Genomic DNA, 13483 nt, shown 5'->3' with positions numbered 1-13483 from the left:
CCAGGTACCGGGAGTTCCGGCGCCCCGGCCGCCGCGGCGCTCCGCGACAGCCGGAACCACGCTACTGCCGCACTGCCCCGGATCCCTCATCCGGTCCCGGCGTCCCCGTACGCCTCGCCGCCCAGTTCCAGCGTCGCGGAGCCGGCGGTGGCGTCGGCGAGCCAGTCCCTGAATGTGTCCACCTCGGCGTCGGGCAGGCCGATCGCGATGACGACGGACTCGGCGTAGGTCACCTCGTGGACAGCGGTTCCGGTGGCACGCAGATCGTTCTCCAGCTTGCCGGCCCGCTGGTGGTCGACGGTGACGGTGGCGAGGCGGTAGCGCCGGCGGGTGGTGGTGCCGATCGCGTCGAGGGCCTCGCCGACCGCTCCGCCGTAGGCGCGGATGAGTCCTCCCGCCCCGAGCTTCACACCGCCGAAGTAGCGGGTGACGACCGCGACGGCGTAGCGGACGTCACGGCGCATCAGCATCTGCAGCATGGGGACGCCCGCCGTCCCGCCGGGCTCACCGTCGTCGGACGCCTTCTGCACGGACGCGTCCGCTCCGACCACGTAGGCGTAGCAGTTGTGGTTGGCGGTGGGGTGTTCCCTGCGGACGCGGGCGACGAAGTCCTGCGCCTCCTGTTCGGTGGCGGCGGGTGCGAGCGCGCAGAGGAAGCGCGATCGGCTGACCTCGGTCTCGTGCACGCCCTCGCGGGCGACTGTCCGGTACTGCTCGTGCATCGGTCCACCTTAAGCGCCCTCGCGTCGGGGACTTTCACCCTTCCGTGGGGAATGGCCGGGCGGGGTGGTCCGTTGTCCGGGCATGAACTCAGACGACGAGACGGTGCGCGCGATCCTCGGGGACATGGGTGACACCTGGGCGGTGGTCGGCCTGTCGGGCAACCGGTCCCGCGCGGCCTACGGCGTGGCCGAGGTGCTTCAGCGGTTCGGGAAGAAGGTCGTTCCCGTCCACCCCAAGGCCGAGACCGTCCACGGCGAACAGGGGTACGCCTCACTGGCGGACATACCGTTCCCGGTCGATGTGGTGGACGTCTTCGTCAACAGCGATCTGGCGGGCGGGGTCGCCGACGAGGCGGTGGCGGTGGGGGCGAAGGCCGTGTGGTTCCAGCTGGGCGTCGTCGACGAGGAGGCGTACGCGCGGACGCGCGCGGCGGGCCTCGCCATGGTGATGGACCGCTGTCCGGCGATCGAGATACCCCGTCTGGATCCTCTGCGCTGACGGCCCTCCCGGCGGACACCCCCTGGCGGGTTCGCCAGGCGTGGTGTCGCGGAGCGCCGCGGGCGAGGACAATGCGCTCCGTGACGCAGCATCCAGTCCTCGGTGACGAACTCACCGCGACCCAGCTGTCCCGGCTCGGGGTCAGGCGCGGCGGTGTTCTCCTCGTGCACGCCTCGATGCGCTCCGCGGGCGGGGACGCGGGGAGCATGAAGGACTCCCTGCGCGTCGCCCTGGGGCCGGAGGGCACCCTGGTCGTCCCCTCGTTCACTCCGGAGAACTCGGACACCTCGAGGTCGTACCTGGAGCGGGTGAGCGGCCTGGCAGAGAGTGCCCGCGCCGTGGTGCGGGCGGCCATGCCCCCGTTCGATCCGGCGCTCACCCCCGCCCCCTCGATGGGCGTGCTCGCCGAGACGGTGCGGCTCTCGCCCGCTTCGTCGCGCAGCGGTCACCCGCAGACGTCGTTCACCGCGCTGGGCCCGGCCGCCGGGAAGCTGCTGTCGGGGCACCGCCCGGACTGCCACCTGGGCGAGGAGTCCCCGCTGGCACGGCTCTACGAGGCGGACGCACAGGTGCTGCTGCTGGGCACGGGGTTCGCCGGCTGCACCGCCTTCCACCTCGCGGAGTACCGGCGCCCCACACGGCCGCGCCGTCTCTACCGCTGCGTCGTGGCGCGGGAGTCGGGGCGCCACTGGTGGGAGTACGAGGACATCGCCCTGGACGACGGGGACTTCCCGGCCCTGGGTGCCGACTTCGTCCGCCGCAGGGCGTGCGAGGTCTCGGTCGGCCGGGTGAGGTCGGCGCGGAGCCATCTCTTCGGCATCCGCGCCGCGGTGGACTTCGCGACGACATGGCTGGAGGAGCACCGGCGCGGACGCTGATCTCCGCAGCCCGCCCCGCGCGGAAGGGGGCGCGTGGAGGGCGGCGGGCGGGGGAAGCGCCGGGGAGGATGCCTCCGTTACCTGCCCTCGCGGTGGACCGGCGGGATCGAGACGGCCATGGTCAGGTCGACGGGCTCGGTGCCGTCGTTGCGGTAGCTGTGCGGGACGTGCGCCTCGAAGGTGGCGGAGGTTCCGGCGGGCAGCAGATGGGGTTCGCCGTCGACCACGAGGGTCAGTTCCCCGGTCGTGACGTGAAGCAGCTCGACCGTCCCCTCGGGGTGCGGGTCGGAGGCGCTGCCCTCACCGGGCATCAGATGCCACGACCAGAGCTCGACCGGCCCCCGGGCTTCCGTGCCCACCAGGAGGGTGGTCGAACTGCCCGCCTCCGTCGACCACATGCGGACCGCCTGGCCCGCGGGGACCAGCCGAACCTGTGTCCCCTGCTCGTAGTCGAGCAGCGTGGTGATGCTGACGCCCAGCGCGTCGGCGAGTTTGACGGTGGTACCGACGCTCGGGTTCGTCCTCGCCTGCTCGATCTGGATGATCATGCCCCGGCTGACGCCCGCCCGGGCCGCGAGGGCGTCCAGTGTGAAACCGCGCTCACCCCTCCAGCGCTTGAGATTCCTGGCGAGCGACTGGGTGAGCTGATCGAGGTCAGACACATTCCGTCCAATATTCTGAATGACAGAGTCGAAAATACTGCACTACGGTGTGGTGGACCCACCGACCACCGCACTGTACTGCGAGGCGCCCCGATGACAGCACTGTTCGCCCTGGCCACGAGCCTGCTGTGGGGGCTGGCGGATTTCGGCGGTGGCCTGCTCTCCCGTCGCACGCCCGCCCTGACGGTGGTGGTCGTCTCGCAGTGCGTCGCCGCCGCGGTGCTCGGAGTCGTGGTGGCCGCGACAGGCGCCTGGAGCGAGGCCGGCCCGCGGCTCTGGTTCGCGGTCGCCGCCGGAGCGGTGGGCCCGGTGGCGATGCTCAGCTTCTACAAGGCCCTGGCGCTCGGACCGATGGGGGTCGTCTCCCCTCTGGGCTCACTCGGTGTGGCGGTACCGGTCGGGGTGGGCCTCCTCGTGGGAGAGCGCCCCGGGCTGCTGCAGTTCGCCGGGGTGGCCGTCGCCGTCGCCGGTGTCGTCCTGGCCGGCGGCCCGCAGTTGCGCGGCGCACCGGTACAGCGTCAGGCGGTCGCGCTCACCCTGCTGGCCGCCTTCGGTTTCGGGGCGGTGATGTCGCTGATCTCGGAGGCGTCCACGACGGTGCCCGGGCTCTTCCTCGCCCTGTTCGTCCAGCGTGTGACCAACATCGCGGTCGGTGGTACGGCCCTCGGTGTCTCGGTCCGCCGTGGGGGCCGGGCGCTGCCGCAGGAGGGGGGACTCGCCGCCGTGCGCTCCGCGCTTCCCGCCCTGGCGTTCGTCGGGCTCGCCGATGTCGCGGCCAACGGGACGTACTCGATCGCGGCGCAGCACGGCCCCGTGACGGTGGCAGCCGTCCTGGCCTCGCTGTACCCGGTGGTGACGGCCCTGGCCGCGCGAGGGGTCCTCGGCGAACGGCTGCGGGGCATCCAGACCGCGGGAGCCGGCCTGGCCCTGCTCGGTACCGTGCTGCTGGCGACGGGCTGACCGCGCGACGCGGCCGTACGACCCGGACTTGCGACGGGACTTGCGGCACCGACTCGGGACCCGGGTGGACGACCCGGGTGGACGACCCTGGCAGTCCACCTCGGGAGCACGTCCCGGCCCTGCGTCCCGGGCGGACGTCGAACTCGGCGCGCGGGCCTGCGGGCAGGCGACGGGACCCGCGAGTGTCAGGCCCCCTCGCCGGATTCCTCGGCCAGGAGGGCTACGGCCGCCAGCTGCTCGGGCGTCACACCGTCCGGGATGGGCATCGGTGGCGGGGTGCGCAGCGGCGGCTGCCAGCCCCGCTCGGAGTCCCAGCTGCGCACCACCCGTGCCGGCGCGCCCGCGACGACGGCATGGTCGGGGACCTCTCCACGGACGACCGCCCCGGCGGCGACCACCACGTTACGGCCGAGCCTGGCGCCGGGAAGGATGACGGCTCCGGTGCCGATCCAGCACCCGGGCCCGATCACCACGGGCTCCATGCGGGGCCACTGCTTGCCCACCGGCTGGTCCCGGTCGTCGTAACTGTGGTTGGTCGAGGTGATGTAGACGTACGGACCGCAGTAGGTGTCCGAGCCGATGGTCACCGAGGTGTCGGCGACGACATGGCTGCCCCGCCCCAGCACCACACCGTCGCCGAGGGTCAGGACGGTCTCCGGTCCCAGGTCCAGATCGGGCATCAGACCGGCGGTGAGGGTCACCTGCTCGCCGATGATGCAGTGGTCGCCGAGCTCGATCCACTCCTCGCCGAAGACCGTCCCCTGCGGGAAGGCGAGCCGTGTCCCGGGGCCGATACGGCGGAAGCGGAGCCGCCCGGGATGCTGCGCCGTGACGGCCCCCGTCTCCTGGACCCAGGACCACACGTGGTGGACGACGCGGGACATGACACCACGCCGCCGGCTTGCCAGGGAGGAGAGCGGGTTCCGGTTCTTCGGCACCCGCTCACGGTAGTCGGCGCGGCGGAGGCGGTCCGAGCGGCGAGCTGTGATGTTCACCCCACCCGCCGCCACCTGCGGGGGCGTCCACTACGGTTCGTGCCGAGCAGAGGTGCCGAGCGCACCACACCCCGACCGAGGAGCGGACATGGCAGAGCGGGCACTGGTCATGGGGATCGGCGGCAGGGAGCCGGACATCGACCCCGACGCGTTCCTGGCGCCGACCTCCGTCGTCGTGGGCGAGGTCTCGATGGCCGCGGGCTCGAGTGTCTGGTACCAGGCCGTGCTGCGCGCCGACTGCGGGCCGATCTCGCTCGGCCCCGACAGCAACATCCAGGACAACTGCAGTGTGCACACGGACCCCGGCTTCCCTCTCACCGTCGGAGCGCGTGTCTCCGTGGGTCACAACGCCGTGCTGCACGGATGCGTGATCGAGGACGACGTCCTGGTCGGCATGGGCGCGACCGTGCTCAACGGCGCTCACATCGGCGCGGGTTCGCTGATCGCGGCCCAGGCCCTCGTACCGCAGGGGATGCGGGTGCCCCCGGGCTCCCTCGTCGCCGGTGTCCCCGCGAAGGTGCGGCGGGAACTGACCGCCGAGGAACGCGAGGGCATCGCCTTCAACGCCGCGGGCTACGTGGAGCTGGCCAAGGCGCACCGAGCGGCGCACCAGGAGGACTGACGGCCTCGGGGCGCTGCGCCGGCCGCCTGGGTGCGGCCCGCGGGCCGGCCCGACGGTCAGTCCGCCGCGCGCACGGCGTCCGGCTCCGGCACGTGCACCGGCTCGCCCTGCTGCCCAGCGGCCTTCTTCGCACGGTTCTTCAGGACCAGCATGGAGATCACCCCGATCAGTACGGCGGCGAGCAGCCCCAGCCAGGAGAAGCGCTTGAGCCACGCCTCGGCGACGACGCCCACCGAGTAGATGACGGCGGTGGTGCCGCCGGCCCAGACGATGCCGCCGAGCACGTTGGCGATCAGGAACTTCCAGTACGGCATGCGCAGCACCCCGGCCAGGGGCCCGGCGAAGATCCGCAGGAGGGCGACGAACCGTCCGAAGAAGACGGCCCACATGCCCCACTTCTCGAACGAGCGCTCCGCCAGCGCGATCTGCGGCGCGCCGAAGTGCTTGGGGAATCTGCCGCCGAGCCAGGCGAGCAGGGGGCGGCCCCCCTTGCGGCCGATGGCGTAGCCGACGGAGTCGCCGATGATCGCGCCCGCCGACGCACAGGCGCCGAGCACCACGGGGTCGATGTGACCGTGCTGGGAGGCGAGGAGCGCCGAACTCACGAGGATGATCTCGCCCGGCAGCGGGATGCCCAGGCTCTCGAGCCCGATGACCACCCCCACGAGGAGGTAGATGCTGACCGCCGGTACGGTCTCCAGCCATTCCTGGACGTGCAACGCCGGTCCCTCCCGTAAGAAATCTCCGCCGTGCGCCACGCGTGGCGCACGGCGGGAAGCCTACCGGGCCGGGCGTCCGAAGGCGCCGCCGAGTGCATCGCCGGGAGGAGGAGGACGTGGGGCGGAGGCCGGGATCAGCCGTTGGGGCGGAGCGTCCAGACCACGCTCATCTCGCTGGTGACGGCGCCGTCGGCACGCCGGATCTCGACCCTGACGGGGAATTCCGGCCTCTTGCCCTCGTCCAGCTCCGCGACGACCTCGGCCGCCGGGCGCCCGAGTACGGCGGTCGCTGTGAGATCGCCCATGGCGACCTTCTTGAACGCCATCTCCGTGGTGACGGGCAGCGGTACGGCCCGGGCCATCTGGTCCCCGAAGGCGGCCACCACGATCGCGCCGCTGGCCGATTCGGCGAGCGTGAACATGGCTCCGGCGTGCGGTCCGCCGAGGTGGTTGTGGTATTCGGCCCGGTCGGGAAGTGAGAGGACGGCGCGTTCCGCGGTCGTCTCCAGATAGGTGATTCCGAGGGTCCGGACCATCGGGACGCTCGCGGACAGGATCTCGCCGACCGTCAGCTCTTCAGTGCTCATGGCCGTGATGTTACTTGCGGGTAGCCGTCTTTGGCCATCCCCTCACAGGGGCGCCCGTAGCAGCGGAGGCCCCGTCCCTCTATGGTTACTGGCCATGTGGCCAGGACAGCAGCCGCCCGGGGGCGAGCAGAACCCGCAGGACCAGAACCAGAACCCGTACCAGCAGCCGGGGTACCAACAGCCGAATCCCTATCAGCAGCCGGGATATCAGCAGCAGGGCCAGCCGGGATACCCGCCGCCCAACCCGTACCAGCAGCCCACGGTGCCGCAGTACGCGGTACCGGGCGGCCCCGGCGGTCCGCAGCGCGACGACAGGAAGAAGACGACCGTCGTCGCCGTCGTCGCGGCGACCGCCGTGGTGGTCGCCGCGGTCGTCACCGGCGTCGTCGTCATGAACAAGAAGGACGACGGCGGCTCCTCCACGGCTGACGGAAAATCGTCCTCGTCGCCCACGGCGAAGCCCTCCGCCACCGGCTCCTCCCCCGCGGCGAACCCGCGCGGGGGCGAGGACGCCGCACCGACGGTCCCGGGGTGGAAGGTCGTGACCAACCCCAAGTGGGGCACCCAGTTCGACGTTCCCGGTGACTGGGAAGTCGCGAGCACGGGCATGATCTCGGGCTTCGAGGACGAGAAGGACCCCACCGGCCCGCCGGCCGTCGGCTTCTCCGCGCCCGCGTTCTACAAGAGCAAGTGGTGCGTCGACGACAGCGACAAGGACGGCTCCAAGGAGGACACCGGCCTGGCCGGTGTCGGCACCAAGGGCGGTCAGGGCGCGAAGAGCACGGACGAGGCCGCCACCAACGAGGCGGCGAACTGGGTCTGGGCGGCCTACGCGCAGACGGACCCGAAGTCGAAGGTCAAGACCGCCGAGGCCAAGCCGTACACCACCAAGTCCGGCCTCACGGGCAGCGTCGTCACGGCCACCGCCTCGGGGCTGGCGAACAAGGACAAGTGCGACACCGACGGCAAGTCGATCGCCTTCACGTTCAAGAACGCCAAGGGCGAGTACGCCTCGTGGATCCTCTACGCCAACGCGGGCGTGGACGACGAACTCCCGGACACCACCATCCAGAAGATCCTCAGCACGGTGCGTCTCGCGGAGGGTGCGGCGACCTCGTCCTGAACCCCGGTCCACGGGGGCCGGGGCCCTCCATTTGGCGAGAGGGGGTCGCTCCGGGGATAGTCCCCTGGTGACCTCCGCACCCTCCTCCGCCTCCCCCGCGTCCCGCCCCCTTCCGGCGGGACGGAATTTCGGTCTGCTGACCGCCGCCGCGATCATCACGAGCCTGGGCTCCAACGGCGCGTTGATCGCGGCGGCGTTCGCGGTCCTGGAGTCGGGTGGCGACGCCGGCGACGTCGGCCTGGTCGCGGCGGCGCGCACCGCTCCGCTGGTGCTCTTCCTCCTGGTCGGCGGCGCGGTCGCGGACAGGCTGCCGCGCCACCGGGTGATGGTGGCGGCGAACACGCTCAACTGCCTGTCGCAGGCGGTGTTCGCCTGGCTCGTCCTGACAGGTTCCGCGGAGCTGTGGCACATGATGGTGCTGACCGCTCTCTGCGGTACGGGCCAGGCGTTCTTCGGCCCCGCCTCCGAGGGCATGCTGCTCTCCAGCGTCGGCCCCGAGCAGGCGGCCCGGGCCTTCGCCTTCTTCCGTATGTCGATGCACGGCGCGGCCATCGGCGGCGCCGCACTCGGCGGCGCCATGATCGCGGCCATGAACCCGGGCTGGGTGCTCGCCGTGGACGCCGCGGCCTTCGCGGCCGCCGGTGCGCTGAGGGCCTTCCTCGACGTGGGGCACATCCCGCCGCGTGCCCCGGGCGACGGGCTGCTCGCCGACCTCCGGGAGGGCTGGAAGGAGGTCGCCGGACGGCCCTGGCTGTGGGCCGTGGTCCTGCAGTTCTCCGTGGTCGTCGCGGTCGTCGGTGCGGCGGAGGCCGTGTACGGGCCCTTGGTGGCCCAGGACGAACTCGGCGGCGCGCGCCCCTGGGGCTTCGCCCTGGCCTCGTTCGGGGTCGGCACCCTGGGCGGAGCCCTGCTGATGATGCGCTGGAAGCCGCGGCGGCTGCTGCTGGCCGGGACGCTCTGCGTCTTCCCGCTGGCCATGCCGTCCGCGGGGCTCGCGATCCCGCTGCCCGTCGCCGGCCTCTGCGTGGTGATGTTCGTGACCGGTGTCGCCATAGAGGTGTTCGGCGTGTCCTGGATGACGGCTCTCCACCAGGAGATCCCGGAGGACAAGCTCTCCAGGGTCGCCGCGTACGACTGGTTCGGATCGGTGGCGATGGTGCCGCTGGCGACGGCGGCGGCCGGGCCGGTGGAGACGCTCGTCGGCCGCAGCACGGCGCTGTGGGGCTGCGCGGGGCTGATCGTGCTGGTGACGGCGGGGGTGCTGCTGGTCCCCGACGTACGCAACCTGACGCGCCGCGGCACGGTGGCGAAGGTCAGCGTGCCTGAGCCCTCCCAGGCGTCAGCCGATGCTGAAGGCGCCCTCGGGGGGCTGAGGTGAGGCCACGGCCTCACGGTCGCGCACCGGCCGCGCGTCACCGATGAACCGGGTGATCGCCGCGCCGTGCTCGACCCGTGCCGGGAACGCGTCGGAGGCGCACCGCCTGGTGAGCGCGGCGGCGTCGACGGGCACGTGCGAGGCGAGCAGCACGGCGTTGCCGAAGCGGCGTCCGCGCAGGACGGCCGGCTCCGCGATCAGGACGAGTTCCCCGAAGACCTCGGCGAAGTTGGCCAGCTGCGACCGCAGGAAGCCGAAGGGGGCGCCGTCCGCCAGGTTGGCCGCGTAGAGGCCGTCCTGGCGCAGGAGGCGCCCCGCGGCCCGCGCGTACTCCACGGAGGTCAGGTGGGCCGGTACCCGTGAGCCGCCGAACACGTCGCCGATGAGGAGATCCGCGGAGGCCGGTCGCGCCGCATCGAGCCACTCCCGGGCGTCGGTGGCGTGCACCGTGATCCCGGAGCGCGTGGGCAGGGCCAGGTGCTCGTCCACGAGCGCGACGAGTCCCCCGTCCGCCTCCGCGACCTCCTGCCGTGAGCCGGGGCGGGTCGCCGCGACGTAGCGAGGCAGCGTGAGCGCGCCGCCACCGAGGTGCACCACGTCCAGCGGCCGCCCGGCCGGGGCGGCGAGGTCCACGACGTGGCCGAGCCGGCGTACGTACTCGAACTCGAGGTGCTCCGGCTCGTCCAGGTCGACGTACGACTGCGGGGCACCGTCGACCGTCAGCAGCCAGGCCCGGTCCCGGTCCACGTCGGGCAGCAGCCTGGCGGTGCCCTGGTCGGTTTCACGGAGTACGGGGATCGGCTCGTTCACTCCCCCATTGTGACCGTGCCGGCGACGGCCTCGTCCGCCGGCCGTCCGGCTCAGCCGTTCCACACCGCGGCGACCGCCTCGGTGTGCGCCGCTGACTGGGCCAGGCCCGCCCGGGCCGCCGCCGCACGGCGTGCGGGGTCCAGGGAGTTGCGGCCCACGGCCTTCCTGGTGCCCGCGTCCGGGGTGATGACCTCGACGCGCGCTCCCGCCTCCTCCAGCTCGGCGGCCTGCGCCCGGGGAGCGGCGATCACCCGGTTGCCGGCGGCGGTGGGGGCGATGACGACGACGCGCTCGTAGCCCGCCGCGAGGTGGGCGTTGGCGGGTGAGTGCACCCCGCCGTCGATCCAGGTCCTGCCTCCGGCGCCGACGACGGGCCAGACCACGGGAACGGCGCAGCTGGCGGTGACCGCTTCGGGGAGCGGGACCGGACCCGTCCTGTCGAAGGTGTGCAGTGCCCCGGTGGCGGCGTCGACGGCGGTGACGAGCAGATGCCGCTCGGGCCAGTCGGCCGACGGGAGCCGTCCGGCGATCATCGCCAGCCGCTGGGCGGCCGTCGCGGCGGGCCGGCTCTCCCTGGCCAGCGCGCCCAGTCTCCGTCCGTACTCCTCCGGGGTGCGGGAGGAAAGCACCGCTCTCGCGTAACGCAGGACTGTGACCGGGCCCAGCCGGCCCGCCGCCCCCTTGTCGTCCTCCGGGTCGGCGAGCTGCCGTTCGTAGAGGTCGCCGACGGCCACGAGTCCCGAGGCGAGCTGCGCCCCTACGAGGGCTCCGGCCGAGCTCCCGACGATCAGGTCGGCGGTGGACAGGTCGACGCCTGCCTTGGCGAGTCCGTGCAGGATCCCGGTTTCCCACGCGGTGCCGGTGACTCCGCCGGCACCCAGGACGAGTGCTGTGTCTGCCATGCGCCCCAGTCTGCATCAGCGGGCGCGGCACGCCCTCCCGGGGTGGGAGGGCGTGCCGCGCGGCGCGCTCAGAGCAGGCCGGTGACCGTACCGGCGCCGACGGTGCGTCCGCCCTCGCGGATCGCGAAGCCGAGACCGGGCTCCAGCGGGACGTCACGCCCCAGCTCGACGGTCATCGTGACCGTGTCACCGGGCCGGGCGACTGCCGCGTCACCCAGGTCGACGTCACCGACGACGTCCGCCGTGCGGATGTAGAACTGCGGCCGGTATCCGGTCGTGACGGGTGTGGTCCGGCCTCCCTCCCGCCCCGAAAGGACGTACACCTGTGCGGTGAAACGACGGCTCGGGGTGAGGCTGCCGGGCTCCGCGACCACATGGCCCCGCCGGACCCGGTCGCGCTCGACTCCGCGCAGCAGCAGCGCGACGTTGTCGCCGGCCTCCGCCGATTCCATCGGCTTGCCGAAGGTCTCGAGGCCCGTGACGACCGTCTCGACGTCCGCCCCCAGCACCGACACCCGGTCCCCGACGCGCACCGTGCCACGCTCCACGGCCCCGGTGACGACGGTGCCCCGGCCGGTGATGGTCAGCACGTTCTCCACGGACAGCAGGAACGGCGCGTCGGTGTAGCGCACCGGCATCGGTACGTAGGTGTCGACGGCGTCCAGCAGCCCCTCGACGGACGCCGTCCAGCGCGGGTCGCCCCGGAGCGCTCCGAGCCCGGACACCCGTACGACGGGCAGGGTGTCCCCACCGTAGCCGTGCGCGGTCAGCAGCTCGCGGACCTCGAGCTCCACCAGGTCGGTGAGCTCCGGGTCGCCCGCGTCGGCCTTGTTGAGGGCGACGACGATGTGGTCGACCCCGACCTGACGGGCCAGCAGCACGTGCTCGGCGGTCTGCGGCATGATCCCGTCGAGCGCGGAGACCACGAGGATCGCCCCGTCCAGCTGCGCCGCCCCCGTGACCATGTTCTTGACGTAGTCGGCGTGACCGGGCATGTCGACGTGCGCGTAGTGCCGGGTGTCGGTCTCGTACTCGACGTGCGCGATGTTGATGGTGATGCCCCGCTGGGCCTCCTCCGGGGCGCGGTCGATCCGGTCGAACGGCACGAAGGTGCCGCTGCCGCGGTCGCTCAGCACCTTGGTGATGGCGGCCGTCAGGGTGGTCTTGCCGTGGTCGACGTGGCCCATGGTGCCGATGTTGAGGTGTGGCTTGGTACGCACGTATGCCGTCTTGGGCATGGCTCGTCCTTGGTGTTCGAAGCTGAGTGAGAAGACCCCAGGGCCCCGCCGACCCTCCCCTTGCGGGGTCCGCCGGACTTGTCGGGGGAGGGTCAGCTTCGGGCGCCGCCGAAGGGCGCCGTGGCGGCGGTGCACGCCGCGTCGGTCGCTGCCGCGGGTGCGGCCGCGGGGATGACGGCAGCCTTCGGCGTGGCCGCGACCGCGGACCACGCTGCGAGGAAGGCGTACCGGAACATGCCCCTGATCATCGCGGAGCGGCGTCCCGGCGTCGAGCGGTTTTCAAGCGGGCGGGCGGGCCGGACCGCCGCGCAGGCGCGTCCTCCTGCGAGTGGCCACATCGCCGCGGGCGTGAGGACGGCTCCGCCGGCAGGACCGGTGGCGACGGGGCCGTACGGTCGTCGTCGTGCGGACGGAGACGGCTCGCACGGCCGGTCCGGTGCGGGCGAGTTCGTCACACCGGCGGGCGCACGCGTCGTCCTGCCGCGCGAAGGAGCCCTGGTCGGGCCGGTTTCCGCCTCGCCGGGGACGAACAGCCGCCTGCCGTACGCCTGCTCGCCGCCCGGACATTACGGCGATCACACACCCGTTTCGGTTACGCTCCCCAGATGTTCGACCCCGTCCCCGCAACACGGCACTCCGGCGGCCTCGCATTGCGCTGTACGAGGGCGCTGCTCTCCCCCTGGTCCCGGTTCTCCCTGCTCGTGGCGGTCCTCCTGGCCGCCGCCGTCACCATGCTGCGACTCGAACCGCAGCGGCTGCTGGCCTCCGGCTGGCCACCACAACTCACCGGGTCCGCCGCGGCGATGCTGTTCGGGCTCGCGTACGGCGTGTGCACTGTGGCCTTCGTGCCGCGCCCGCTGCTCAACCTGGCGGCCGGGGCGCTCTTCGGCGCGCAGGCCGGTCTCGCCGCCGCGCTGGCCGGGACCGTGCTCGGGGCGGGCGTCTCCTTCCTGCTCGGCAGGGTGCTGGGGCAGGACGCGCTCCGGACGCTGCTGCGCGGCAAGTACCTGAAGGCGGCGGACGGGCTGCTCAGCCGCCACGGGTTCAGATCCATGCTGGCCCTGCGGCTCTTCCCCGGAGTGCCGTTCGCCGCGGCCAACTACTGCGCGGCGACGTCCCGTATGGGCTATCCGCCGTTCCTCCTGGCCACCGGACTCGGTTCGATCCCCAACACCGCCGCCTACGTCGTCGCGGGCAGCACGGCCTCGTCGCCGACCTCGCCGGTGTTCCTGGCCGCCATGGGCTTCATCGTGGTCTCCGGAGCCGGCGCGGCCCTGGTCGCCTGGCGGAGGCGGCACCGGCTGGGCGGGGCGGCCGGGACGCCGCCCGCGGAGGCCGGCGGCGCGGCGTAGCCAGGGGCAGGGGGGACTCCGTTCACCCGCAGGCGATAC

The 13483-nt window shown here is 72.7% G+C and carries 16 protein-coding genes; 7 read left to right on the top strand and 9 right to left on the bottom strand.

What is annotated here, in order from left to right; genetic code table 11:
* Positions 1 to 86 precede the first annotated feature (86 nt).
* The gene (locus ACFXOA_RS21070; RefSeq protein ID WP_385030483.1) at positions 87 to 722 is read right to left on the bottom strand and encodes a YigZ family protein; all 636 of its coding nucleotides are present in this window, start codon (positions 720 to 722) and stop codon (positions 87 to 89) included.
* A gap of 82 nt (positions 723 to 804) precedes the next feature.
* Here ACFXOA_RS21070 and ACFXOA_RS21065 point away from each other — a divergent pair, with 82 nt between their 5' ends.
* Positions 805 to 1221, top strand: a complete 417-nt coding sequence (locus ACFXOA_RS21065) for a CoA-binding protein (RefSeq protein ID WP_385030480.1) — start codon at positions 805 to 807, stop codon at positions 1219 to 1221.
* Between the two features lie 71 nt (positions 1222 to 1292).
* On the top strand, positions 1293 to 2099 hold the full coding sequence (locus tag ACFXOA_RS21060) for an aminoglycoside N(3)-acetyltransferase (protein ID WP_385030477.1): 807 nt from the start codon (positions 1293 to 1295) through the stop codon (positions 2097 to 2099).
* A gap of 77 nt (positions 2100 to 2176) precedes the next feature.
* On the opposite strand, the gene ACFXOA_RS21055 is transcribed toward ACFXOA_RS21060, so the two are convergent.
* Positions 2177 to 2761 (bottom strand): helix-turn-helix domain-containing protein, encoded by a 585-nt coding sequence (locus tag ACFXOA_RS21055; protein WP_385030474.1) that lies wholly within the window; start codon positions 2759 to 2761, stop codon positions 2177 to 2179.
* A gap of 93 nt (positions 2762 to 2854) precedes the next feature.
* Between ACFXOA_RS21055 and ACFXOA_RS21050 the strand changes: the two genes are divergently transcribed.
* Complete coding sequence (locus ACFXOA_RS21050) at positions 2855 to 3721, top strand: EamA family transporter (protein WP_385030471.1); 867 nt, start codon at positions 2855 to 2857, stop codon at positions 3719 to 3721.
* Positions 3722 to 3906: 185 nt separating this feature from the next.
* Here the strand turns inward: ACFXOA_RS21050 and ACFXOA_RS21045 are convergent, their stop codons facing one another.
* Positions 3907 to 4659, bottom strand: a complete 753-nt coding sequence (locus ACFXOA_RS21045; protein WP_385030543.1) for an acyltransferase — start codon at positions 4657 to 4659, stop codon at positions 3907 to 3909.
* 145 nt (positions 4660 to 4804) lie between these two features.
* Here ACFXOA_RS21045 and ACFXOA_RS21040 point away from each other — a divergent pair, with 145 nt between their 5' ends.
* Positions 4805 to 5338: a gamma carbonic anhydrase family protein gene (locus tag ACFXOA_RS21040; protein ID WP_385030468.1), complete on the top strand. Its 534-nt coding sequence runs from the start codon at positions 4805 to 4807 to the stop codon at positions 5336 to 5338.
* 56 nt (positions 5339 to 5394) lie between these two features.
* Here ACFXOA_RS21040 and ACFXOA_RS21035 read toward each other — a convergent pair whose 3' ends face one another.
* Positions 5395 to 6057 carry a DedA family protein gene (locus ACFXOA_RS21035; RefSeq protein ID WP_385030465.1) on the bottom strand — a complete coding sequence of 221 codons (663 nt, stop codon included), beginning with the start codon at positions 6055 to 6057 and terminating at the stop codon, positions 5395 to 5397.
* Positions 6058 to 6191: 134 nt separating this feature from the next.
* On the bottom strand, positions 6192 to 6629 hold the full coding sequence (locus ACFXOA_RS21030) for a DUF4442 domain-containing protein (protein ID WP_385030540.1): 438 nt from the start codon (positions 6627 to 6629) through the stop codon (positions 6192 to 6194).
* 109 nt (positions 6630 to 6738) lie between these two features.
* On the opposite strand from ACFXOA_RS21030, the gene ACFXOA_RS21025 reads away from it, so the two are divergent.
* On the top strand, positions 6739 to 7767 hold the full coding sequence (locus ACFXOA_RS21025; protein WP_385030462.1) for a hypothetical protein: 1029 nt from the start codon (positions 6739 to 6741) through the stop codon (positions 7765 to 7767).
* Between the two features lie 67 nt (positions 7768 to 7834).
* Positions 7835 to 9145 (top strand): MFS transporter, encoded by a 1311-nt coding sequence (locus tag ACFXOA_RS21020; protein WP_385030460.1) that lies wholly within the window; start codon positions 7835 to 7837, stop codon positions 9143 to 9145.
* On the opposite strand, the gene ACFXOA_RS21015 is transcribed toward ACFXOA_RS21020, so the two are convergent.
* The 4 genes from ACFXOA_RS21015 to ACFXOA_RS21000 form a co-directional block, all read right to left on the bottom strand.
* Complete coding sequence (locus tag ACFXOA_RS21015) at positions 9107 to 9952, bottom strand: spermidine synthase (RefSeq protein WP_385030457.1); 846 nt, start codon at positions 9950 to 9952, stop codon at positions 9107 to 9109. The two genes, ACFXOA_RS21020 and ACFXOA_RS21015, sit on opposite strands and share 39 nt — an antisense overlap.
* Positions 9953 to 10002: 50 nt before the next feature.
* The gene (locus tag ACFXOA_RS21010; RefSeq protein ID WP_385030455.1) at positions 10003 to 10854 is read right to left on the bottom strand and encodes a patatin-like phospholipase family protein; all 852 of its coding nucleotides are present in this window, start codon (positions 10852 to 10854) and stop codon (positions 10003 to 10005) included.
* 68 nt (positions 10855 to 10922) lie between these two features.
* Complete coding sequence (gene tuf / locus ACFXOA_RS21005) at positions 10923 to 12092, bottom strand: elongation factor Tu (RefSeq protein ID WP_385030452.1); 1170 nt, start codon at positions 12090 to 12092, stop codon at positions 10923 to 10925.
* A gap of 92 nt (positions 12093 to 12184) precedes the next feature.
* The gene (locus ACFXOA_RS21000) at positions 12185 to 12328 is read right to left on the bottom strand and encodes a hypothetical protein (RefSeq protein ID WP_385030449.1); all 144 of its coding nucleotides are present in this window, start codon (positions 12326 to 12328) and stop codon (positions 12185 to 12187) included.
* 369 nt (positions 12329 to 12697) lie between these two features.
* On the opposite strand from ACFXOA_RS21000, the gene ACFXOA_RS20995 reads away from it, so the two are divergent.
* A complete protein-coding gene (locus tag ACFXOA_RS20995; protein ID WP_385030446.1) occupies positions 12698 to 13444 on the top strand; it encodes a TVP38/TMEM64 family protein in 747 nt (248 codons plus the stop codon).
* The last annotated feature ends 39 nt before the right edge of the window (positions 13445 to 13483 follow it).

Source organism: Streptomyces sp. NPDC059166 (assembly GCF_042755185.1).
Taxonomy (GTDB): domain Bacteria; phylum Actinomycetota; class Actinomycetes; order Streptomycetales; family Streptomycetaceae; genus Streptomyces.
This window is presented reverse-complemented; position numbering and strand designations above follow the sequence as displayed.